The organism is Specibacter sp. NPDC078692, from assembly GCF_040686835.1.
Classification (GTDB): Bacteria; Actinomycetota; Actinomycetes; order Actinomycetales; family Micrococcaceae; genus Specibacter.
The window spans coordinates 1-21370 of sequence record NZ_JBFBLV010000044.1; the positions used below are offsets into that span (position 1 = coordinate 1).

Annotated in this window: 21 protein-coding genes; 6 read left to right on the top strand and 15 right to left on the bottom strand. The window is 60.6% G+C overall.

Annotated features, from left to right (window positions below):
• The first annotated feature begins 276 nt into the window (after window positions 1–276).
• Complete coding sequence (locus tag AB0O97_RS18980) at window positions 277–738, top strand: hypothetical protein (protein WP_363884772.1); 462 nt, start codon at window positions 277–279, stop codon at window positions 736–738.
• Window positions 739–920: 182 nt separating this feature from the next.
• Here the strand turns inward: AB0O97_RS18980 and ccsB are convergent, their stop codons facing one another.
• The 5 genes from ccsB to AB0O97_RS19005 form a co-directional block, all read right to left on the bottom strand.
• Window positions 921–2012 carry a c-type cytochrome biogenesis protein CcsB gene (gene ccsB / locus AB0O97_RS18985; protein WP_363841978.1) on the bottom strand — a complete coding sequence of 364 codons (1092 nt, stop codon included), beginning with the start codon at window positions 2010–2012 and terminating at the stop codon, window positions 921–923.
• The gene (locus AB0O97_RS18990) at window positions 2012–3625 is read right to left on the bottom strand and encodes a cytochrome c biogenesis protein ResB (RefSeq protein WP_363884792.1); all 1614 of its coding nucleotides are present in this window, start codon (window positions 3623–3625) and stop codon (window positions 2012–2014) included. Before AB0O97_RS18990 ends, ccsB begins: the two co-directional genes overlap by 1 nt.
• Window positions 3626–3714: 89 nt before the next feature.
• Window positions 3715–4470 (bottom strand): cytochrome c biogenesis protein CcdA, encoded by a 756-nt coding sequence (locus tag AB0O97_RS18995; RefSeq protein WP_363884773.1) that lies wholly within the window; start codon window positions 4468–4470, stop codon window positions 3715–3717.
• An 11-nt stretch (window positions 4471–4481) separates the two neighbouring features.
• A complete protein-coding gene (locus tag AB0O97_RS19000) occupies window positions 4482–5069 on the bottom strand; it encodes a TlpA disulfide reductase family protein (protein ID WP_363841984.1) in 588 nt (195 codons plus the stop codon).
• Window positions 5070–5179: 110 nt separating this feature from the next.
• On the bottom strand, window positions 5180–5842 hold the full coding sequence (locus AB0O97_RS19005; protein WP_363841987.1) for a histidine phosphatase family protein: 663 nt from the start codon (window positions 5840–5842) through the stop codon (window positions 5180–5182).
• A 163-nt stretch (window positions 5843–6005) separates the two neighbouring features.
• Between AB0O97_RS19005 and AB0O97_RS19010 the strand changes: the two genes are divergently transcribed.
• The 3 genes from AB0O97_RS19010 to AB0O97_RS19020 all read left to right on the top strand — a co-directional run bounded on the left by AB0O97_RS19010 (window position 6006) and on the right by AB0O97_RS19020 (window position 8407).
• Window positions 6006–6563: a YceI family protein gene (locus AB0O97_RS19010; protein WP_363841992.1), complete on the top strand. Its 558-nt coding sequence runs from the start codon at window positions 6006–6008 to the stop codon at window positions 6561–6563.
• A gap of 209 nt (window positions 6564–6772) precedes the next feature.
• A complete protein-coding gene (locus AB0O97_RS19015) occupies window positions 6773–7513 on the top strand; it encodes a hypothetical protein (RefSeq protein ID WP_363884775.1) in 741 nt (246 codons plus the stop codon).
• 177 nt (window positions 7514–7690) lie between these two features.
• Window positions 7691–8407 carry a hypothetical protein gene (locus tag AB0O97_RS19020; protein ID WP_363884777.1) on the top strand — a complete coding sequence of 239 codons (717 nt, stop codon included), beginning with the start codon at window positions 7691–7693 and terminating at the stop codon, window positions 8405–8407.
• Between the two features lie 30 nt (window positions 8408–8437).
• Here the strand turns inward: AB0O97_RS19020 and AB0O97_RS19025 are convergent, their stop codons facing one another.
• Together AB0O97_RS19025 and AB0O97_RS19030 are read right to left on the bottom strand one after the other, a co-directional pair.
• Window positions 8438–9145: a redox-sensing transcriptional repressor Rex gene (locus AB0O97_RS19025; protein ID WP_363842000.1), complete on the bottom strand. Its 708-nt coding sequence runs from the start codon at window positions 9143–9145 to the stop codon at window positions 8438–8440.
• 179 nt (window positions 9146–9324) lie between these two features.
• A complete protein-coding gene (locus AB0O97_RS19030) occupies window positions 9325–9633 on the bottom strand; it encodes a glutaredoxin family protein (protein WP_363842003.1) in 309 nt (102 codons plus the stop codon).
• Between the two features lie 215 nt (window positions 9634–9848).
• Between AB0O97_RS19030 and AB0O97_RS19035 the strand changes: the two genes are divergently transcribed.
• On the top strand, window positions 9849–10661 hold the full coding sequence (locus AB0O97_RS19035) for an HAD-IB family hydrolase (protein ID WP_363884779.1): 813 nt from the start codon (window positions 9849–9851) through the stop codon (window positions 10659–10661).
• A gap of 97 nt (window positions 10662–10758) precedes the next feature.
• Here AB0O97_RS19035 and AB0O97_RS19040 read toward each other — a convergent pair whose 3' ends face one another.
• The 6 genes from AB0O97_RS19040 to AB0O97_RS19065 form a co-directional block, all read right to left on the bottom strand.
• The gene (locus tag AB0O97_RS19040; RefSeq protein ID WP_074712200.1) at window positions 10759–10857 is read right to left on the bottom strand and encodes an AURKAIP1/COX24 domain-containing protein; all 99 of its coding nucleotides are present in this window, start codon (window positions 10855–10857) and stop codon (window positions 10759–10761) included.
• Between the two features lie 114 nt (window positions 10858–10971).
• Window positions 10972–11208, bottom strand: a complete 237-nt coding sequence (locus AB0O97_RS19045; protein ID WP_363884781.1) for a helix-turn-helix domain-containing protein — start codon at window positions 11206–11208, stop codon at window positions 10972–10974.
• A gap of 128 nt (window positions 11209–11336) precedes the next feature.
• Window positions 11337–12470: a 3-deoxy-7-phosphoheptulonate synthase gene (locus AB0O97_RS19050; RefSeq protein WP_363842013.1), complete on the bottom strand. Its 1134-nt coding sequence runs from the start codon at window positions 12468–12470 to the stop codon at window positions 11337–11339.
• 201 nt (window positions 12471–12671) lie between these two features.
• Window positions 12672–13682 carry an acetylxylan esterase gene (locus AB0O97_RS19055; protein WP_363884783.1) on the bottom strand — a complete coding sequence of 337 codons (1011 nt, stop codon included), beginning with the start codon at window positions 13680–13682 and terminating at the stop codon, window positions 12672–12674.
• A 201-nt stretch (window positions 13683–13883) separates the two neighbouring features.
• A complete protein-coding gene (locus AB0O97_RS19060; protein ID WP_363884785.1) occupies window positions 13884–15143 on the bottom strand; it encodes an FAD-dependent oxidoreductase in 1260 nt (419 codons plus the stop codon).
• A 101-nt stretch (window positions 15144–15244) separates the two neighbouring features.
• On the bottom strand, window positions 15245–16669 hold the full coding sequence (locus AB0O97_RS19065; protein ID WP_363884786.1) for an amino acid permease: 1425 nt from the start codon (window positions 16667–16669) through the stop codon (window positions 15245–15247).
• A 473-nt stretch (window positions 16670–17142) separates the two neighbouring features.
• On the opposite strand from AB0O97_RS19065, the gene AB0O97_RS19070 reads away from it, so the two are divergent.
• The gene (locus tag AB0O97_RS19070) at window positions 17143–19545 is read left to right on the top strand and encodes a beta-galactosidase (protein ID WP_363884787.1); all 2403 of its coding nucleotides are present in this window, start codon (window positions 17143–17145) and stop codon (window positions 19543–19545) included.
• Between the two features lie 32 nt (window positions 19546–19577).
• On the opposite strand, the gene AB0O97_RS19075 is transcribed toward AB0O97_RS19070, so the two are convergent.
• Entirely contained in the window at window positions 19578–21092 is a 1515-nt protein-coding gene (locus AB0O97_RS19075; protein ID WP_363884789.1) for a rhamnulokinase family protein, read from the bottom strand.
• The coding region (locus AB0O97_RS19080; protein WP_363884790.1) for an SDR family oxidoreductase at window positions 21089–21370 on the bottom strand (282 nt) is incomplete at its 5' end. The genes AB0O97_RS19075 and AB0O97_RS19080, both read right to left, overlap by 4 nt.

Here is a 21370-nt window from a genome sequence, read left to right on the forward strand (position 1 = left end):
CACTAACACCCCAAATCGACGACTACGTCGCCATCAACGACCCCAAACACCACACCCAAACCACCAACCTCTCTCAAGCAGGTTGACAAATACCGGCAATGGCTGCTATTTTCGGAACGCTATCGCACCATGGTGCGATAGCGTTCCCGTTTAAGGCACCATTGCTGCGATAGCGTTGTTCTGCCTTGCAGGTGCGGGAGCAAAAATCCGGCATTGACAAACGCTTCGGGTGCGCGCACTCTAAAAACATAACTCATGTTTTTAGATGGAGGAGTCATGGCAACACATTCAATTTCTGCACCCGTCGCCGGCTGGTCATCGCACGCACTGTCGCGTGCCAAGGCCGACCCCGCGTACGGCGCATTCCTCATGCTGTGGATTGGCTTCATTGCCATTCCGTTGATCATGGGCCTGGACAAGTTCTTCAACGTGTTGACCAACTGGGAGAGCTACCTAGCCCCGTGGATTGAGAACCTGTCCCCCTTCACCGCACAAGGAACCATGATGGTGATCGGCATCGTTGAGATCATCGCCGCGATTGCCATGGTGCTGCGTCCGCGCTATGCAGTGTTCGTCGTGGCTCTTTGGCTGGCTGGCATTATCGTGAACCTGCTGTCCTACTCAGGCTTCTACGATGTGGCGTTGCGCGATTTCGGCCTACTCGTGGCAGCACTGGCCCTGGCAGTCCTAGCCCGGACGTATACCAAGCCCGGCTTCCGCAAGGGCGGCATGAAGTAGCCGCTACGGAAACCTGGGTCAGCGGCACTGAACCTGCGTACCGTTAACTGCTAATGACGCGCCACTCACGAAGTGGCGCGTCATTAGGGGATAACCGCAGGCAGAAGTGTGACCGCCGCGGGGGCTAGAACACTGACCGCCGCGCGAGGTGAGAACTGCTAAGGCTAGAACTGCGGTGAAGTCTAGCTGCCAACACCGGCGTAGGAGTGGAGGCCGGAGAAGTACATGTTCACGATGGTGAAATTGAAGACCACGCAGAGGTAGCCAACAATGGACAGCCAGGCGGCACGGGTGCCGGTCCAGCCCTTCGTAGCGCGGGCATGCAGATAGCCTGCGTACACGACCCAAATCACGAACGTCCAAACTTCTTTGGTGTCCCAGCCCCAGAAGCGGCCCCATGCCTTTTCGGCCCAGATGGAACCGAACATCAGCGTCAGGGTCCAGCCCACAAAGGCGATGCCGTTGATGCGGTAGGACAGGTTTTCCAGGCTCAACGCGTTCGGCACCAGCCGCATGACGGGGGCCTTGTCCGGCTTGCCAGCAGCAATAGCGGTCTCGCGGCGCGCCTGGAACAGCTGCAGCACGGACATCGCGAAGGTTATGGTGAAGAATGCCGAGGACAGCACCGCAATGGAGACGTGGATGATCAGCCAGTAGCTCTGCAGCGCCGGAACCAGGTGGCCCACAGGCGTCCAGAAGGAGACGTGTGCGGCAACGATCATGACCAGCGCCAGGCCGATCACAAAGGTGCCCAGGAAGCGCAGGTCGCGGCGGATCAGCACCAGCAGGAAGACCACAACCACGGCGAACGAGCCCGTGGTGCAGAATTCGTACATATTGCCCCACGGCACACGCCCTGCGGCCAGTCCGCGGAACACCACGGCAAAGCCTTGGACGATGGCGGCCACAACAGTCAGTGCCACAGCCACCCGGGCCACCACGCGGCGTTCCTTGCCGTAGCGCATGGAGTCGCCGGCGGTGACGCCGTCGGATCCCGCATGCGTTTTGCTACTGGGACGCACAGCCCGGTCTTGCGGACCGGATTCCAGTCCCTGACCGGCCGCTCCGCGAGCACCAACGCCTGCCATGACCGTGCTGTTTTGTGCTGCGGCGCCCTGCGATACCGCGGGCTCGGGGGCCAAGCCTCTTTTGACTGTTTGGCTGAACGTCACCAGGTCCCAGACATAGGCACACACCGCAACGGCGTAGGCCAGACCGGCAACCAGCATGAGCTGCTCGCTGAGTAGGGCAAAGCCTTCATTGATCTCTGGCATTACTGGTCCTTACTTGCCGCGGTGACGCTCTGTGCGGAGTCATTGATTGTTGTTTGCTCACCATTTTGCCCTGCAACGTCCATGGGTACCAGCCATTTGTTGTGCAGTGATTTGTTGATGGCCGCATATTCTCCGGCCAAGCGGTGGTCTTCACCGCGAGCCAGCAGACCGAACTCGACCATGGTGCGCCCATCAGGGTGGTTTCCTGTCCGGACCCAGACGCGTCGTCGGTTCAAGAACAAGGAACCCATCAGGCCGGCCAGGGCCAGCAGCGCGAACACCAGAACGTAGACCTGGCCGGGGTCGTGGCGAATGTCCAATGCGGCGAATCGTTTGATGCTGTCGAAGCTGATGCTGCCGTTACCTGCGGGCAGTGTGTAGCTCTGGCCGGGGGCCAGAACAATGCCACCGGCGTCCAGATTGCGGGAGTTGATCTCCGTCATTTTGGAGGTATCCAACGTATAGACGTTGCGCGGCAGGCCGCTATCCAAGCCAAGATCGCCGGTGTAGGCGTTCAGGTTCAGTTGCGGGTTGAAGGGGTCCGGGTCGGAACCAAAGGCTACGCCCCGCTCATCTACCAAGGCCGTAGGGAGGAAGAAGCCCACAAAACCAAGCTGATTCGGCTTGGCATCGGGGGCCTTGATCACCACGAGCGAGGTGTAGGCGCCGTCGGTGGGGATGGTGACAACGGGGCCTTGGAAGGTGATGTCCCCGGCGCCGTCCTTGATGGTGACCACGGGAGCATAGCCGTTGCCCACCAGATACATATTGGTGCCGCCGACATTCACGGGCTCGTTGACCTTCAAGGTCTTGGTTTCGGCTTCAGCGCCGGGGCCGTCCTTGATGGTCAACGTGGCGTTGAAGTCCAGCGGCTGTCCGTAGTGCGCTTCTGTGGAGCGATCGTACTTGACGACTAGGCGGTCCAGTGTGGCCGAGTAGGGGCTCAACCTACCGTCACCAAAGTTGGCGCCGGGGGTGAACGTGTCATAACTGGTCAAAGTGTTGACGAAGGTGTCACCCTCCACGAGTACTTTCTGTCCGCTGTAGCCAAAGAGTCCGCTGAAAGCGATGGCGGCCAGCACGCCGATCATGGCCGTGTGGAAAAGCAGGTTGCCTACTTCTTTCAGGAACCCGATCTCGGCACCCACCGAAGGCCGCTCGGTGTCCAGATCGCGCACATCCACCCGGTAACCGCGCGATTTCAAGATGGCAGCAGCATCCTTGACGGCCGTTTCGGCGTCCACGCCGCTGTCGGCGGGGATCGTGACGGTTCCATATTCAGCCAGTCGGGAAAGCCGTTTGGGTGTGCGCGGCGGTGCCGAGCGCATGGCCTTCCAATGGATCTTGGCCCGCGGTGTCACACAGCCAATCAAGGAGGTGAACAGCAGCAGGTAAATGGCTGCGAACCAGGGCGAGGAGTAGACGTCAAAAAGCTTGAACCAGTCCATGACCGGTCCCGAACCTGGGTTGTCCTTCAAATACTGTGTCACTTCGGCAGGTGCCGAGGGCCGTTGTGGGAACAACGAGCCAGGCACGGCCGCCACGGCGAGCATCAGCAGCAGGAACAAGGCTGTGCGCATGCTTGTCAGCTGACGCCACGCCCACCTGAGCATGCCCAAGAAGCCAAGCTGCGGCAGGACAGCCTCGCCACCACCAGCCTTGGGCGTCTGGCCCTTGGGTTCTTTCACTACGTTCTCTTTCATTAGATGGGCAATCTCACATCGTTGGCAAACCATAATTGCAGGTCATTGACCCAGGTTCCCCACAGCCCTGAAACCATCAAAATACCGAGGGCAATCAGCATGCCGCCTCCAAAGTACTGAAGTCCGCGCCGGTGTTTGCGGAAGAACGCTAGCGCTCCCACCCCCCGGCGGGCACCCAGCGCAATCAACAGGAACGGTATTCCCAACCCCATGCAGTAGATAAACGTCAAGAACGCGCCCTTGGCGGCATTTGAGCCGTCGGAGAACGCGAGTAATTGCACGGCACTGAAGGTGGGGCCAATGCATGGCGCCCAGCCCAATCCAAAGGTTACGCCCAAAATGGGCGCACCCCACAGTCCAGCCGGTGGCTTCGCATGAATCTTGGCTTCGCTTTGGAACCAGCTCATTCCGCCGAGGAAAACCACACCCATAAGAATCACCACCAAGCCCAACACCTGGGTGACCCAAGCGGCGTCGGGCCCCATGAGCCATGCACCCAACTGGCCAAAAACGGCACCGATGAGAACAAAAACTACGGAGAAGCCCATCACGAATAGCCCGATTCCGGCAAACATTCGACCTCGGCGCTGGTCCTGCAAATCCGCCCCGCTGAGTCCGCTGACGTAGCCCAGATAACCGGGAACCAGCGGCAGCACGCAGGGGGAAAGGAAGGAGACCAGCCCTGCCAGCAGAGCCACGGGGATGGCCAGCAGCATAGAACCGCTCAGGATTGTTTCGGCAAAGGGATTGTTCATGGGAGGGGCTGTTAGTTCTCCGCCAGTGCGGAGGTGATGAGCGCCTTCAGGGTGCCCTTCTCGGCAACGCCCAGAATTCTGGCCGAGACCCGGCCTTTCTTATCCAACACCAGTGTGGTGGGCACTGCGGCCGGGGGCACATGCTTGGTCATGGCCAACAAGACGCCGCCGTCCTTGTCCGCAATGCTCGGGTAGCTCAGCTCAAAATTGCGCTCAAAAGCCTCTGCAGCGGCCTTGTCATCACGGACGTTGACGCCTATAAATTCCACACCCGAGGGCTTGAAATCCGTGTAGAGCGCCTGCAGATCACGCGCTTCAATGCGACAGGGGGCGCAGGCTGCGTACCAAAAATTGAGTACCGTAACGTGTCCGGGGAAATCTGCGGCATCCACAGAAGTGCCGTCGAAGAAGGTCCCGGTGAAGGTCACCGGTTCCTTCCTGTCGCCAGCACCATATTCGGTCACGGAGCCATCGCCGGCAATGTAGTTCTTGTTATCTCCCGCGTTGGCCTGCTGCGCCAACGGGTCCTCACTGGTACAGGCTGCCAGCACCGCAGTCAGTGCGGCACCGCCAACAACAAGGAGCGATCTACGGCTCATCGAAGAAGTCACGGAGCAGGTCTTTCAGTTAACAGGGAGGCCATTGGGCAGACGCGGAAATGGCATTATGTTCTACGCTACGTCGAATAGCTGATGATCAGCTGTGTGCCCTAGGCGCCGGGAGTGGTCGAGGCGCCGGGCAAAAGTGCCGCGGCGGGTTCGCTGTAGCTCACATCCACAATGTCATCGCCGTCAAACGTCAGCGATGTCAGAGAGGCCAGCGTGCATTCGCGGTTGCGGGGATCATGCCAGAGCCGCTTGCCTTCCGCGCTGCGCCGAGTGGACCAGATGGGCAGCTGGTGGCTGACCATGATGGCCTGTGCGCCATCGCCTCCAATCTCAAACGCACGACGCCGGGCATCACGTGCCGCTTCGAGCATGCGATCCGCTTGGGCTTGGTAGGCCTCACCCCAAGATGGCCTGAAGGGGTTCACGAAGTAGGGCCAGTGCTTAGGCTTGCGCAGCTCGGCCGGGCTCATGACCAAACCCTCGAAGTGATTTTCAGCCTCAATGATGCGAGGGTCGGTCACAATCTCCAGTCCCAGCGCCTCAGCCGTGGGCTGCGCTGTTTCTTGGGCACGGGTCAAAGGTGAGGCCACCAGATAAACCGGTGCGCCGCCGTCGTTCTTCAGGGCAGAAAAGTGCTCCGCCACCATCACCGCCATGGCGCGCCCGCGCTCTGAGAGGTGAAACTCGGGGAGCCGGCCGTAGAGGACGCCATCGGGGTTGAAAACCTCGCCGTGACGCAAAAGGTGCACTGTTACTCGGGACATTGCACCAGTTTCTCAAAGTTGTTGTTCAAGAGGTTAATCCGGCCAGGGAAAAGTTTTTTTGAAACACGGGAATATTAGATGCAAACGCATGCTTATGCTCTGTGAAGGTCAACCGCAGCGGCTGATCTGCTCTTGCTTCACCAACTATTTCAAGGAGTTCCACATGTCAGTAACCACCATCGAATCAACCGGTCTTGCCCAGGGCGTCTGGAACCTCGATCCCTCACACAGCACGGTTGGCTTCGTTGTCCGCCACGCAGGCATCTCCAAGGTTCGTGGCCAGTTCACCGCCATTGACGGCACACTGACCCTCGGCGACACCCTCGCCGAGTCCTCCGTGACCGCCACGATCCAGTCCGCCAGCTTCAGCTCAGGCGACGAAGGCCGCGACGGCCACGTCAAGAGCGCCGACTTCTTCGACGTCGAAACCTTCCCGACGCTGACCTTCGTTTCCTCCGCCGTCTCCGGCGATGCTGAGGACTTCGAGCTCACCGGCGAGCTGACCATCCGTGGCATCTCCAAGACCGTAACCTTCAAGGGCGAATACAACGGCGTTGCTGTTGACCCGTTCGGTGCAACCCGCGCAGGCTTCGAAGCCAAGACCGTCATCAGCCGCAAGGAGTTCGGTCTGACTTGGAACGCTGCCCTTGAAGCCGGTGGCGTCCTAGTCTCGGACAAGGTCACCATCACCTTGGATGTTGCTTTCGTCAAGTCTGCATAATTTTTCCAACACTGCTTCTGCAAGCCTGCTCTGAGTCTGCTGAGCCTGCTCTAAGAAGCCACTAATGCCGGTCCGCTACCCCAGCGGGTCGGCATTTTTGTGCTCACCAGAGCTTTATCAACGCACCCTTCGACGCCGTGTGAGACGCCGAGCATGGCGCCGCGCATGGCGCCATATACAAGGCACGGTACAAAGGCTAGGGTCTAACTATGAGCACACCGAATGAGCTTCCAGGTCCCGAGCAGCAAGGCTCGCAACCACCTCCTTCCGGCTATGGTTCCCAGCCCAACCCCACCCCTCCCGTGACGCCAACACCTCCCACGGGTCAGGGCTATCAGGGAGGCCCCGCGCAGCCACCTCCCGGATACCAGCAACCCGGAGCTCCGCCGCATCAGCCACCTTCCGGATACCAGCAACCCGGAGCTCCGCAATACCAGCAACCCGGCGCTCCGTCAGGTGACTTCAAGTTTGAAATGCCGCAAGATATGCCTCACTCCGTCCGGGAGGTGATGCCAGTGGGTGGATTCGCTGGCATCTTCAAGATGGACGGGCTGCCACAGATGTTGAAACTCAGCTACATCATGTGGCTGGCCGCGGCCGGCATCTGGGTCCTGACCACTTTGGTGTTGCTGCTGGGCTCACTCTTTGCCTTGGGTGCAGGGAACGACCCCTTTGGATTTGGGGCTGCGGTCCGAGCAGCTGGCGTAAAGGGAATCATCGTTTCCCTCATTTCCTTCGTGCTGATTGCCGCCATTGTCATATGTGCCATGAAACTCAAGGAAGGCATGCAGTGGGCCAGGATGGCGCTTTCTGCCATCGCCTTCCTGACCATCGTCTTGATGTTCTTTGGCGGCGGGGGCGGCTTGCTAGCTGTTGTGGCAACGGTCCTGATGTGGCTGCCGGAATCCACCGCATGGCTCAATTCCCGCTCCGGAAACGCACTCCACTAGTTTCTTGGCAGTAGCTGCTCCGGCAGTAAGCGATTGGGCAGTAGGAGATTGGGTAGTAGGAGCGCAGAGAGAGGTCGCGTAGGGTTTAAGTAATACCCGCCGCGGCCTTTCTCCATGTCTGGCTGCAGTTGACTTGTCTGCCGGCCATCACCGGCACCCCTTGAGAGAGCAGTCGCCATGAGCACCCCCGGTGAAGAGCCGCACGAGCAAACCCCGAGAACCCCGAGAACCCCGGGAAGCTACGGTGAAATTGCACCTGGCGTCCCTCGCTACGGTCAGTACGCCCCAGCCGGGTGGGAACCGCCGCAGGAGATCAAGGACGCCCAAGCTCGGCTCACCTCCAACTCACCACTGGCACCGGCCTCGAAGTACCCGGGATTTCAGGGTGCCCAGGCAGGCCTAGGCTCTGACTCGGGCGCATCATTGGCACCACCAAACAAAGTCATTGTCGCCACCCGAATGATCATGGCCGCCGGGGTTCTCCAACTGCTTGGCTTGGTGGTTTGGGCCTTTGCCATGACCACGCCCACCGGACAGGAACTGATCCGTGCCGCCGTGGAGCAGTCCGTCGCAAACAATCCACAGGCACTTGCCGACGCCGGCGTGACCGAAGATCAGTTGTTCGCTTCAGCTGCGACCCTCTTGGCCGTCATGCAGGGAATCTGTGTGGTCCTGTATTTCTGGATCGCCGCCAAACTGCGGCGCGGGCGCACCTGGGCCCGAACCCTGGCGCTGATTCTAGCCATCATCTCGATTGTGTTGGTGCCTGACGGCGGCTCGTACACACTGTACTCAGGAGCCCGGATCATTCTGGGGTTGGTTGCGGTGCTCATTCTTTTCCGCTCCCCTGCCAAGGAGTTTTTCCTAGCTCACAAGGCTCGCTCGAAGCGCTGACACAGCGGTAGCTGACAGAGCCCGCACAGCTCAGGCGCCGGGCCTGTCCTCTTCCAGCCCTAATTCCTGGAGCCGTTGTGCGTGGTAGGCAAGGATTTGTAACTCGGTAGCCATATCCACTTTGCGCAGGTTCACATGGTCGGGAACAGCAAGGGGAATCGGGGCAAAGCTGAGAATGCTACGCACACCGGCGGCCACCACCCTGTCGCAGACTGATTGCGCCACGGCGGCCGGTAACGCCAACACCGCCATGTTGGCCCGGGTGGACTCGACAACTTTTTCGAGGTTTTCCACGTCGCTGACGCGTAGCCATCCGATTTCCGTGCCCACCACCAATTGGTCGGCATCCAATAGGGCCACTACATCGAAGCCGCGTGATTCAAACCCTGCATATCGCGCCAGCGCACGGCCCAAGTTTCCGGCCCCGACAATGGCTACACGCCATTCATGGGTCAGCCCCAAGGCTTGGGCAATTTTGCGACTCAAATTGGCTGCGTCATAACCAACGCCGCGGGTTCCATAAGAACCCAAATAGGACAGGTCTTTGCGAACATTGGCGGAGCCGACACCTGCAGATTCGGCTAGTTCTTCAGAAGAGACGCTGTCCGCGCCGTCGGCCAACAAGGCGTTGAGCGTACGTAGATAGAGAGTTAGTCTGGCCACGGTGGCAGGGGGAAGCTGTCTGGCCGGTTCTACTGCTTCTACTGCCGGCTCCTCCGCGGGTTGCGTTGGGATCAAAACACCACTCCACCTTCTCAAACTGAGGCCGCAGCGCACTGCTGAACACGTGTCTGCAAAGTCCGCGTCGGTCTTGATCAACTCTAAGACGTGGCAAGGTCAGAGCCAAAAAGCTGCGGGCAGGTTCGCTGTACGGGGAAATTTCGTCCCCGTACAGCGCAGCCTTTGCAGCCCAGCGGTCACTGGCCCGTCAGGGCCCGGCTAAGAATTGTTCCCAAACGGATGGGGTCAATGTGCCAGAAATCGCGCTGGATCCCGTTGACGAGCACTACTGGAACTTCCTCGCCGTAGAGCTCGGTCAGCTCGGGATGCTCATCGAGGCTGACCTCGGTCCACCGAAGCTGTAACTGGCCAGCTACGGTGGCCACCACCTCGCGAGCATTTTCGCAGAGGTGACAGCCTGAACGTGTCACGAGCTGCAGCAGTGGCACTTTGGGGGCGGCAAGCGAGTCAAGCGAGTCAGAGGGGTCATGTGCAACAGATTCCATGACTACAACGTTACTCAACTCCAGCCCCTACACAATGTAGGCACCTGCACAGCAAACACCTGCACACAGCCATGAGCCGCTCCACTGCTTGCCATTGAGCTGCCCAGAGCCGCCCACGGGCTGTCCCGGGCCTAAAAATGAAAGTTTCCCCACAGTTAACCACTACCACCGGTGGCGTGCAGTCACAGGGTGAAAGCATTGACTAGACTCGTTCCATGCCCGACGTGACTAGCAACAGTGCCGAGGCCCCCTCGACAGCTGTAGAGCATCACGGCGAGGCCGCCTTCTTCGATGTGGACAACACCCTCATGAAGGGTGCCAGCTTGTTCCACGTGGCCCGAAAAATGTATCAAAAGCGCGCTTTCACACTGCACGATGTTGCAGGCTTCGCCTGGAAGCAGACCAAATTTATTCTGCGCGGCGAAAACATGAACGATGTCCATTCCGTTCAGGACTCGGCTCAAAAACTGGCTGCCGGCATCAGCACCGAATTTATCCGCCAGCTTGGCGAAGAGGTCTACGACGAGATGATCGTTTCCAAGATCTGGCCCGGCACCAAGGCCCTCACCCAAGAGCACCTGAAGTCAGGTCGCCAGGTGTGGCTGGTCACCGCCACACCGGTAGAAGTTGCCGGAGTCATTGCCTCCCGGCTGAACCTGACGGGAGCCTTGGGCACCGTGGCCGAGAGTCAAGACGGCATCTACACTGGGCACCTGGTGGGCGAGATTCTGCACGGGGCTGCCAAGGGTCGCGCCATTGAAGCTCTGGCCATAATCGAAGGTCTGGACCTGTCCCGTTGCTGGGCGTACAGCGATTCTTACAACGACATTCCCTTGCTGACGGCGGTGGGTAACCCCGTCGCGATCAATCCGGATGCGAAACTGCGCAAGCACGCCCGGGATAACAACTGGCCGATCTACGATTACCGCTCCGGGCGCCGTGCGGCCACTCTAGGCCTCAAGGCAGCAACGGGCGCGGGAGTTGTCTACGGGCTCTGGAAGGGCATCTCTATGGTCCGCAAGCGCTAACCAAACGGTGGCACCCGGGTCCCCATCCGGCGTCGTGCATGAAAAAAGCACCCGGCCACCAAAAGGTGAGCGGGTGCTTTTTGCAAAGAAAGAAGATTTACTTCTTGTTGCGACGCTGGTGACGCGTCTTGCGAAGCTGCTTACGGTGCTTCTTCTTGGACATCCGCTTGCGGCGCTTCTTAACTACTGAACCCATGAAAGTTCCTCACAAACTGCATAGAACAACCTCGAATGAGGCCGTAAACGATTAGGTCGACCGATCTCAGGAATCGGTCAAAGCCGAAAATGGATCTTTCCTAGGGTACCGCCTTTACCCTGTCTGCGCCGAACTGGAGGGTCCTTGCGTCGTTGTGCGATCAACCACGGCATCCTTCAGGAAACTCTCGACGGCGTTTGCCGGGACCCGATATGACCTTCCGAAACGCACTGCTGGCAGCTCGCCGGCATGCACCATGCGGTAAATGGTCATCTTAGAAACACGCATGAGTTCGGCCACTTCTTGCACCGTCAAGAAGTGAACATCGGAGAAATTTTGCTCCTGCGTCATGGCTGCCTCAGTTTTCACGCGCTATCAAAAAGGTGGCTGCTGGCGCCTGTACGCCTTCTGCCCGTAGCGCTAACTCTAGGGGCAGAAGGCGGCTTCGGGGAAGTCATGACCGCCGTATGAAGCCGGGCTTAGGCGGTTGCTGCACCATTGCGGCGGGTGCGTGAGGCGTCGGCCAGCTTGGCCAGGACGTCCGCTGTGATGTCCCAATCCATGCAGGCATCCGTGACGCTCTGGCCGTACACGAGTTCCGCAGTGCCCGCAGCAACGGCGTCCACGTTCAGGTTCTGGGCACCGCCCACCAAGAAGCTTTCGAGCATGACGCCGGCAATGGTGTGGGCGGAGGCATCGCCGGATTCGAGCTGGGCGCCGATTTCAAGGGCGACCTCTGCTTGGCGGTGATGACTCTTGCCCGAGTTGGCGTGGCTGGCGTCGACGATCAGTCGCGGGTTGACTCCTGAACCGGCGGCTTGTTCCGAGGCCACGGCCACATCGGCAGCCTTGTAGTTGGGGCCCTTGCGTCCGCCGCGCAGGATCACGTGGGTATCCTGATTGCCGGCCGTGCTGACCAGGGAGGCGCGGCCATTTGAGTCAATGCCGAGGAACGACTGCGCCGCACTGGCCGCATTGCAGGCATCCAGGGCAACTTGCAGATCGCCGTCGGTACCGTTCTTGAAACCAATGGGCATGGACAGACCGGAGCTGAGCTGGCGGTGGATCTGGCTTTCGGTGGTCCTGGCTCCAATGGCGCCCCAGGAAATCAGGTCTGCCGTGTACTGCGGGCTGATCGGTTCCAGGAATTCGGTGCCCGTGGGCAGGCCCAGCGCGGCCACGTTCAGCAGGAATTCGCGCGCCATTTCCAGGCCGGTCGCGACATCATGGCTGCCGTCGAGAGTGGGATCGTTGATCAGACCCTTCCAGCCCACCGTGGTGCGCGGCTTTTCGAAGTAGGCACGCATCACGATCAACAGGTCTTCTTCGTGGGCCTTGGCAGTTTCAGCCAGCAGTGCGGCGTATTCCAGCCCAGCCTTGGTGTCGTGGATGGAGCAGGGACCCACCACCACCAGGAGCCTGTCATCGACGCCATCCATGATGGCGCGGACCTGGTCACGGCCACGTTCGACGACGTTAGAAGTGTGCGCGTCCAGCGGCAGCTTTTCTGCCAGTTGGGCAGGTGACGGCAGTTCGGTGAACTGGCTGACGCGCAGATTTGCTGTGGTGGCTGCGTTTGTTGCGGGGGCTGCGGTGGCTGCGGTGATGCTCATGGGGAAAGTTTCCTTTTGCGTGGCTGGCAGCGAGCCCCTTTTCAGAAACCCGCCTGGAAATGGCGAAGGACAGAGAAAAGATTCTCTGTCCTGTTGGCTCTGAAGGTGATTGGATGCGTGTCAGTTAGACGCGGGCCCCTCCAGAGCCAACGAAAAATACGCATACCAACGGTTTGTCATGTCCACACCATACGTCGATACTTATGCGGCCAGCAAATCGGCCACGTAATGCAGTTGCCTAACCCACTGGTGCTCCTGACCGCCTTCATGGTTATTGAAGCGGTAGTATTCAATGCTTTTGGCAGGCTGGAGCGCAGCTTGGCGGCCATAGGCGTTAAAGGAGCCGTAGACGGTCGATGGCGGGCAGACATCGTCCAGACCTGCACAGGAATACAGGGCTGGGGCGGTGCAGCGGCTGGCGAGGTGCACGCCGTCGTAGTAGTTCAATACCTCCAAGCTGCTCTCGTAAGAGGTGCGGTGACGCTTGAGGAAGCTAGCAATTTCCGGATACGGACCACGGACTGCGAGATCGATCGAGCGGGAGAAGTCCTGCAAGAACGGTACATCGGGCATGACGCCGATGACGCCGTCGAGCCTGCCCGCAGCCAGACCTGCCGCTGCGATTGCGAGCCCGCCACCTTGGCTGATGCCGGTGACAATGACTTTGTTTTCATCGATCTCGGCGTGCGACTGCGCCGCTTCGATGGCACGGAAGGAGTCAACGTAGGCGCGGCGATAGTAGTAGTCCTCCCGGTTGCTGATGCCTCGGGTCATGAGGCCTGGGTGGGCCACTCCACCGGCGGACGGGTGCGGGTCAGAGGTTTCCCCCAGCAGTCCGCCGTAGCCCTGCCCACGGGTGTCCATAATGAAGTGCGCGTAGCCGGCCTGCGCCCAGGCGGTGTCCTGCTGGACCAGCCCGCGGCCGCCGGAATAGCCGATGTACTGGATGACCACTGGCAAGTTTTCACCGGGAATGCGGTGCGCCGGAAGGTGCAACCAACCCTTGATGGTATCCCCGCCAAACCCGGCGAAACTTACGTCATAACTGTCGATGAGCGGCAGCAAGTTCTCCACGGGTTCAAAGCTGGCGGCGAGCTCAAATTCGCGCGCCTCGGCAATGGTCGCATCCCAGAAGGCGTCAAAGTCTTCCGGCACGGTGGCAGTGGATTCGTGACGTTCCAATTGCCCCAACGGCAGGTCGAACAGCGGCATGGACAGGCTCCGTTTCAGTCGGTTTCCGACGCCTGGGCCGGACAGTGCTTACTGAAGACATCCTATGTCCTACTTGAGCGAACGTGACGTTATTCCACTTGCTTTGCAGCAGAACTCAAATTCGCCGCGAGGTGGGCCCACGATCCCGAGGGCCCCAATGTCTAGACGCGCCGGAGGCTGGACATTGGGCGGGATTGGGGACTACCGCAATGGGTTGAAGTGACGCATGGTCACTGGCCGCGTTCCACCCGTCAGTTCTGCAGCGACCATCTTGCCCGTGAGCGGACCCAGAGCGATCCCCCACATGCCGTGGCCGCCAGCGACGTGCACGCGCGGGGATCGTGTTGCCCCCACCAGCGGGAAACCGTCGGTAGTGCAGGGCCTGGAACCAACCCACTCCTCGGAGCGGTCCTCCCAGTTAATGCCGGTGAACATGGGTGAGGCCGCTTCTACGATGGCCTTGATGCGCCTTGGGTCCAGAGGTGCGTCGGCATCCCTGAACTCCATCATGCCGGCCACCCGGAACCTGTCACCCAGTGGGGTGCAGGCCACCCGCTGAGCGGGGAAGTAGATAGGGTGACTGGGCATGGATTCCGGGACCACTGTGAAGCTGTAGCCGCGACCGGCCTGAACCACTCGCTTGACACCAAATTTACTGGCTAGCGATCCCAGCCAGGCACCCGTGGCGAGAACTACGGCGTCGGCCGTCATGGAACGGCCTTCCGAACCAATCACCTCGACGCCAGTTCCTGTGTCACGGACGTCCATGACGTTGAAAGAGCTCATCAAGGTGGCACCACGGGCAACCACTGCCTCGGCCAGTGAATGCATGAAGGCGGGCGGGTCGATGAAGCGCTGGTTATGGATTTCAATCCCGGCAACCACACCTGAGCCAAGGGTGGGTTCCAGCTCGCGGATCTGCTCACCGGAGATGAGGTTGAAGTCGACCGTACCTCCGGTTTCGCGGATCACATGAAATTCCTTCACCAAGGCGTCGCGGTCTTTCAACGAAGCAAAGCCCGTCAGGAAAGGCGTTGCTTCGTGGGTTGGCTCCGCGACAGCGTGGGGGCCGGCAGCTATTTCGGCAAAGGCGTCGATCCCGGAACGGCCAATCTCGGCAAAGACCGCCATGGCTGCGCGCCACTTGCCCGGCGTGCAGTTGCGGGCAAAGCCGAGCAAAAACTTCAACAGCGCCGGGTCGGTAGAGAAGGGGATATAAAGCGGTGACGCCGGGTCCAGCATGGCTTTGAGCCCGTAAGTGAGCACGGAGGGCTCACTTAGTGGCAACGTCAGCGCAGGCGTAAGCCAGCCTGCGTTGCCCCAAGAGGAGCCCGAGGCCACACCCTCACGGTCCACGACGGTAACCTTGACGCCCTGCTCCTGCAAATACCAGGCAGTAGACAACCCAATGATTCCCGCACCAACAACCACTACATGTTCAGGCGCCTTTGCACTGACCACGATTCACTCTCCTCGCGCGTTGGTCGGCCCCTTTTCGGGCCGACGCTAATCCCAGCGTAGCCGTGTTTCTCGGAGCCGTGGACAGCAGCTCCGAAGCACGCCTACGGCATTGATTGAACTTCGTCCTTGCGACCACCGGTGCGATCGTTGGCCGCACCCTCCTGAGGGCCATTCTTGCGGTAGCGGTAGACCCCGATCGCCACGACAACGGCGGCCAATCCCATAGACAATAGCAATGCTTCTCGCGTTTGCGGAACAATAGCCATACCAACCAGCAGAGCCGCGATGGCGACAATGGAAAGCCATGTTAGGTAGGGGAAGAGCCACATTTTCAAGGCGAGGTCTTTCGCGTCCGCACCCATTCTGCGCCGCAAGATCAGCTGGGAAATAGCGATGACAAGCCACACGAACAAGGCAATTGCGCCGGAGGTGTTCACCATGAACAAGAAGACAGTCTCGGGAGCCAAGTAGTTCAAGCCCACGGTCACGAAACCCACCACGGTTGAAGCCAACACTGCACTGACTGGAACGCCGCGCTTGGAGATTTTGCGCCAGGACTTGGGGGCATCACCGCGCATGGAAAGTGAAAACAGCATGCGGCTTGCCGTGTAGAGCCCAGAGTTCAAGCAGGAGAGCACCGAAGTCAGCACTACAACGTCCATGATGACGCCAGCTCCAGGGATGCCAAATAGTTCAATGACTGCCACATATGGGCTCTTGGCTACGGATGCATCGTTCCATGGCAATAGGGTCACCACGACCGCTACAGATCCAATGTAGAAAACCAGGATGCGCCATACTGTGGATTTCACTGCCTTTTTCACAGCGTCCACAGGGTTTTCGGACTCACCTGCGGCAATCGTGGCAATTTCGGCACCAAAGAAGGAGAAGACAACCACTAGCACGCCTGCCAACACAGCGCCGGGGCCATTCGGGAAGAATCCGCCGTTACCTGTGAGATTCTGCAGACCCGGAGCGTCGACGCCAGGCATCAGCCCAAGAATCGCCGTGATACCGAGCAACAAGAACACGACGACGGCGGCCACCTTGACCGAGGCAAACCAAAACTCAAACTCTCCGAACGACTTCACAGATGCCACGTTGGTTAGCGTCAGCAGCACCATCAGGATCAGAGCCCACTCCCACTGGTCAACCATGGGGAGCCACCGGTGCATGATGGCGGCACCAGCGGTGGCTTCCACCCCGAGCACGATGATCCAAAACCATGCGTACAGCCAGCCAATACTGAAACCCGCCCACCGGCCCAAGGCCTTGTCAGCGTACGTTGAGAAGGAACCGGTCTCTGGATGTGCTGCAGCCATTTCGCCGAGCATGCGCATTACGAGAATGACCACGAGTCCGGCCGCCGTATAGGCGACCAAGATGCCCGGTCCGGCCTGCTGGATGGCGGCACCCGAGCCGACAAATAGCCCGGCACCGATGACACCGGCAATGGCAATGGCAATGGCAATCATGGAAAGATGCCGGGGCTTAAGCGACTTTGATAGCTGTTGTTCTGCTTGCATTGGTGAAACTTCCTCTTGGGTATCCATCGGCGGCAACGCCGTCGCGTAGATTTCGTGAGCTGAATCACGGTGACGATTCAGACTAGAACGACCACCCGCAGACCTCCCTTGTCCAAATACCCAAAATTGTTTCTCCGTATCTGCGCAGATGCACTGAATCCTGCCGGTTTGGGTCCCCCTGTTGACCGTGAGGAAACATGATGGGCTCAATTGCGTGCCCGGCAGTGCGTGGAAACCGGTGGGCGGAAGATCGGTTTTCGCAGTAGTGAGAGCCTCCTAGTAGTCAGAGGATCGATGGTGCATAATGAGGGAACGAGTCCGAATGAATCGATACAAAGCCTATTTCGTCGACTCGGCTAAGCACTCGGAACTCAAGCTCCGCGGACTGCTCTTTCCCTCAGCACTACCCAGGCAAGGGCCCACTCAGTTCCTGGCCCAACCCACTGCCTCTCACCATCATGCAAGGAACCCTTATGCCCCATGTTTCGCTTCGGCGTCCGGCACCTCTCCTGTCAGGCCATCTCCGGATGGGAGCTAATGGCACGCAGTCGGACGCCACGCACCACCACGGCATCAACGCCAACAGCCGGCATCTCACCAGAGACGGCAGCGCATGGTTCCCCATCATGGGCGAATACCACTACAGTCGGCAGGACCCCGCGCGCTGGAAAACCGGACTGGAGCGCATGAAGCAAGGCGGCATCACTGTTGTCTCCACCTACGTCTTCTGGCATCACCATGAAGAACAGCACGGTCAGTTTCGATGGTCAGGCAAATACAATCTCCGTGCTTTCGTGGAACTGTGCGCTGAACTGGGGCTGGACGCCGTTGTCCGCATCGGTCCCTGGGTCCATGGCGAGGCCCGCAACGGGGGATTCCCAGATTGGCTGCAAGAAGTGCCCATCAACCACCGCAGCGACGATCCGGAATATCTGAGGCACGTCCGGCCGTTCTTTACGCAGATCGCGCAGCAACTCAAGGGCTTGTACAGCGGCGACTGCGCCAGCGATAGTAGTGCCGAGCGCACCGAAAGAACCGGCAAAAACACCGGGCCCATCGTGGCCATCCAAGTGGAAAACGAGCTCTACGACCAGCCCGAGCACATCCTCACGCTCAAACGGCTGGCCACCAGTCTCGGCATGACTCCCCCGCTGTGGACCGCGACGGCGTGGGGCGGCGCGCAGCTTCCTGCCGGTGAGGTACTTCCGCTCTATGGCGGCTACCCTGAAGCTTTTTGGGAGGACGCCCATCCGGGGTGGGCCCGCGGCAGCCGCAAGCACTACTTTTTCAGCAACATCCGCGACGACCACTCCATCGGCGCGGATCTGCGCTCCACGGCGGCCACCGATGACGAGAGCAACGACGCCCCGTATCCTTACGCCACCTGCGAGCTGGGTGGCGGCATGCCCTCTGCTTATCACCGCCGCCCGATTATCCCGGCTCAGGATGTCGCCGCGCTTGCCTTGTCTAAGATCGGCAGCGGTTCCACGTGGCAGGGCTACTACATGTACCACGGCGGTTCCCAAGGGATGGGCGAAAAGTCCACCCTGCAGGAGTCTCAGGCCACCGGCTACCCCAACGATTTACCGGTCATCAGCTATGACTTTCAGGCGCCGCTGGGTGAGTTCGGCCAGATCCGTGAGTCCTATCACCGGCTGCGCCTGCAGCACCTGCTTTTGGCCGAGGTCGGTGCGCAGCTCGCAACCATGCCGATGACCCTGCCTAGTGTTGTCCCGGCCGGGCTCGATGACACCCACACCGTCCGGTGGGCCGTGCGCAGCGACGGCCACAGCGGTTTCATTTTCGTCAACAATTACCAGCCGTCAACGGACGCACTGTCAGCACACGACGACGTCCAGTTCCGGATAGCCCTCGACGGTGGCGGACTCACCGTGCCCAGCCTGCCCATGGCGATCCCGGCCGGGGCGCACTTCATCTGGCCGTTCAACCTGCCGTTGGGCCAAGATCTCACCCTCCTTAGCGCCACAGCACAGCTCATCACAACCCTGCCCACCGACGCCGGAATCTGCCATGTCTTTTCCCGCACCTGTGGCATTGCCGCTGAGTTTGTGGTGCAGATTCCCGCGGACGACGGCGGCCCGCACCGCACACTGTGCCCGGAAGTCCCCCTGGGGTCCGGCCCTGTGCTGATACCGCTGGCGGAAGGTGTCAGTGTGCTGCTCGTCGATGAAGCAGCCTCCTTACGCCTGTGGAAGGCGGATTTTGCGGGCGCACCAAGAATCGTTTTGGCCGACTCTCTGGTGGTCTCTGACGGTGAGCTGCTACTGGATATCAGCACGTCAGAGCAGCTGATTGGGGTGTTCCCGCCCATCACGCAACTGCACACGGCCGTGGGGAGCCTTGCGGACATTAGCCGGGCACCGAATCTGGGGCCGTTCAGTATGTTCTCCGTGAGCGTCCCAGCGGCTGCACTTGAAACGACTCTGGCCGTGCGGCTGGAAAAAGCAGCTGACGGCCCGGCGCCCATCCGCGCGGGCGGAGCCCACCAGCGGGCCTGCGCACCCTTAGACGGCGACTACGCCGATGCCGCCCGCTACGTCATCGCCTTCACTCCTGAGGAGCTGGCCAGCGGCCCCGATCAGCTGCTGCGCATCACGTGGACGGGCGACGCCGCACGAGCATACGTCCACGGCCAGCTGATCTCCGACAATTACTGGAACGGTCTGCCCTGGGACATTGACCTGAGCGCGCACCGCGAAGCTATTTTGCGCCACGGCCTGAGCATCCAAGCTTTCCCCTTCAACCCCGACGCCGCCATCTATGTTGCAGAGTCCATTCGCCCCCGGACCACCACGCTCGAGATCCACGACGCGCGCATCCTCCACCGCCAAAACATTCAACTATCAGGAGGCTGAAGGCAACCCCCTGCCGCAGCACTTCCGCGTTGTTAGTGCTGTGGCAGGTACTGGATGCCCGGATGGCTCGCAGCAACAATGGTGCGTAATTCCGTGAGCGAACTCGGCGCAGCACCGGCGGCCCGTGCCTGAATGAGCACATTGCCCAGCGCCGTCGCTTCCACCGGTCCCGCCACCACCGGCAGCCCGGTAGCGTCAGCCGTAAGCTGGCACAGCAGCCGGTTTTGCGAGCCGCCGCCCACAATGTGAATGACGTCCAGCTGCTGGCCGGAAAGCTCCTGTGCCTGCGCAACCGTTGTTGCATAGGCAGCAGCCAGGCTGTCCAAAATGCACCGTACGACGGCGGCTGGCCGGGCGCCCAGCGTCCCTCCCGTAGCGTTGACCGCGGCACGGATGCGCTCGGGCATGTTTCCGGGGGCGATGAAGTCCGCGGAATCCACGTCGATACGTGGTCCACCGACGGGTTCGGCAGCAGCGGCAGCCAAAAACTCAGGCAAGTCCAACAACTCAGGCAAGGACGGCGTGGCGGAGGACGCGCTGGAAGCCGGATTCCCGGCGTCGTACGCTTCCTGCTGCCAGGAACGCATGGATTCGCTCAGCAACCAGAGCCCACCCACATTGCGCAGGTAACGAATGGTGCCGTCCACGCCGCGTTCATTGGTGAAGTTCGCCAGCCGGCTCGCCTCGGACAGCACCGGGTGGTGCAGCTCCACACCTACCAGTGACCAGGTGCCGGAGGAGATGTAGGCAAAGTTTGGGCTAGTGGCGGGCACGGCAGCAACGGCCGAGGCGGTATCGTGCGAACCAACTGCCACCACCTTCGTAGCAGCTGCCAGCCCGGTACGTTCGGACACCTCGCTCAGCAGTGTGCCGATGGTTTCGCCAGGCTCGATCAGCGGTGGAAACAGCTCTGTCGGCAAGCCCAGAGCGGTCAGGAATTCCGTGGCCCACTCCCCCGCCACCGCGTCAAAGAGACCCGTGGTGGAGGCGTTGGTAGATTCGGTCCGGCGCGCACCTGTCAGCATGTAAGCCAACAGATCCGGGATCAGCAAGGCCTGTTTGCCAGCCAAATCTGGCTCCGCAGCCAGCTGGTAGAGCGTGTTGAACGGCAGGTGTTGCAATCCCGTGGTGGCGTACAGCCGTTCCGTGGCGATCCGTTCGTGAACGCCAGCCACTTGGGCGGCTCCCCGGCCGTCCCGGTAACTGAAGGGCTGGCTGAGGAGCTTGCCCTCGGCATCGAGCAGGCCGTAGTCCACAGCCCAGGTATCGATGCCGATGCTTTCGATGACGCCGCCTGCTGCGGCGGCAAACTCGGCGGCCGCAGCAAGACCCGTCAGGACCTCCGCGAAGAGTCCGGCAAAGTCCCAGTGCAGGCTGCCGTGACTCTCAATGACGCCGTTGGGGAAGCGGTGCACCACATGCAGCTGCGCCGCTCCGTGACCGGCGCTCCCCACAATCACGCGCCCGGAGGAGGCACCAATGTCGACGGCGGCGAACAGCCTACCCGCCGAGGCAGGGCCAGGCACCGCTTCCCCAACACCGCTCATCGCAGGAAGGCTGCGGCGACGCCGGCGTCTACCGGGATGTGGAGTCCGGTGGTGTGGGAGAGCTCAGCGCTGGTGAGCACGGCGGCGGCGTTGGCCACGTTTTCCGGTAGGACTTCGCGCTTGAGCAGGGTCCGCTGGGCGTAGTATTCGCCCAGCTTCTCCTCGTCCACCCCGTACACGGCGGCGCGCTTGGCGCCCCAACCGCCGGCGAAGATGCCGGAGCCGCGGACCACGCCGTCGGGGTTAATGCCGTTGACGCGGATGCCGTATTCGCCCAG

What these genes read in the sequence shown, in the direction of transcription:
- AB0O97_RS18980 (WP_363884772.1), top strand. Translation starts at nt 277, where the DNA reads ATGGCAACACATTCAATTTCTGCACCCGTCGCCGGCTGGTCATCGCAC.
- ccsB (WP_363841978.1), bottom strand. Translation starts at nt 2,012, where the DNA reads ATGCCAGAGATCAATGAAGGCTTTGCCCTACTCAGCGAGCAGCTCATG.
- AB0O97_RS18990 (WP_363884792.1), bottom strand. Translation starts at nt 3,625, where the DNA reads ATGCTCAGGTGGGCGTGGCGTCAGCTGACAAGCATGCGCACAGCCTTG.
- AB0O97_RS18995 (WP_363884773.1), bottom strand. Translation starts at nt 4,470, where the DNA reads ATGAACAATCCCTTTGCCGAAACAATCCTGAGCGGTTCTATGCTGCTG.
- AB0O97_RS19000 (WP_363841984.1), bottom strand. Translation starts at nt 5,069, where the DNA reads ATGAGCCGTAGATCGCTCCTTGTTGTTGGCGGTGCCGCACTGACTGCG.
- AB0O97_RS19005 (WP_363841987.1), bottom strand. Translation starts at nt 5,842, where the DNA reads ATGTCCCGAGTAACAGTGCACCTTTTGCGTCACGGCGAGGTTTTCAAC.
- AB0O97_RS19010 (WP_363841992.1), top strand. Translation starts at nt 6,006, where the DNA reads ATGTCAGTAACCACCATCGAATCAACCGGTCTTGCCCAGGGCGTCTGG.
- AB0O97_RS19015 (WP_363884775.1), top strand. Translation starts at nt 6,773, where the DNA reads ATGAGCACACCGAATGAGCTTCCAGGTCCCGAGCAGCAAGGCTCGCAA.
- AB0O97_RS19020 (WP_363884777.1), top strand. Translation starts at nt 7,691, where the DNA reads ATGAGCACCCCCGGTGAAGAGCCGCACGAGCAAACCCCGAGAACCCCG.
- AB0O97_RS19030 (WP_363842003.1), bottom strand. Translation starts at nt 9,633, where the DNA reads ATGGAATCTGTTGCACATGACCCCTCTGACTCGCTTGACTCGCTTGCC.
- AB0O97_RS19035 (WP_363884779.1), top strand. Translation starts at nt 9,849, where the DNA reads ATGCCCGACGTGACTAGCAACAGTGCCGAGGCCCCCTCGACAGCTGTA.
- AB0O97_RS19040 (WP_074712200.1), bottom strand. Translation starts at nt 10,857, where the DNA reads ATGGGTTCAGTAGTTAAGAAGCGCCGCAAGCGGATGTCCAAGAAGAAG.
- AB0O97_RS19045 (WP_363884781.1), bottom strand. Translation starts at nt 11,208, where the DNA reads ATGACGCAGGAGCAAAATTTCTCCGATGTTCACTTCTTGACGGTGCAA.
- AB0O97_RS19050 (WP_363842013.1), bottom strand. Translation starts at nt 12,470, where the DNA reads ATGAGCATCACCGCAGCCACCGCAGCCCCCGCAACAAACGCAGCCACC.
- AB0O97_RS19055 (WP_363884783.1), bottom strand. Translation starts at nt 13,682, where the DNA reads ATGCCGCTGTTCGACCTGCCGTTGGGGCAATTGGAACGTCACGAATCC.
- AB0O97_RS19065 (WP_363884786.1), bottom strand. Translation starts at nt 16,669, where the DNA reads ATGCAAGCAGAACAACAGCTATCAAAGTCGCTTAAGCCCCGGCATCTT.
- AB0O97_RS19070 (WP_363884787.1), top strand. Translation starts at nt 17,143, where the DNA reads ATGCCCCATGTTTCGCTTCGGCGTCCGGCACCTCTCCTGTCAGGCCAT.
- AB0O97_RS19075 (WP_363884789.1), bottom strand. Translation starts at nt 21,092, where the DNA reads ATGAGCGGTGTTGGGGAAGCGGTGCCTGGCCCTGCCTCGGCGGGTAGG.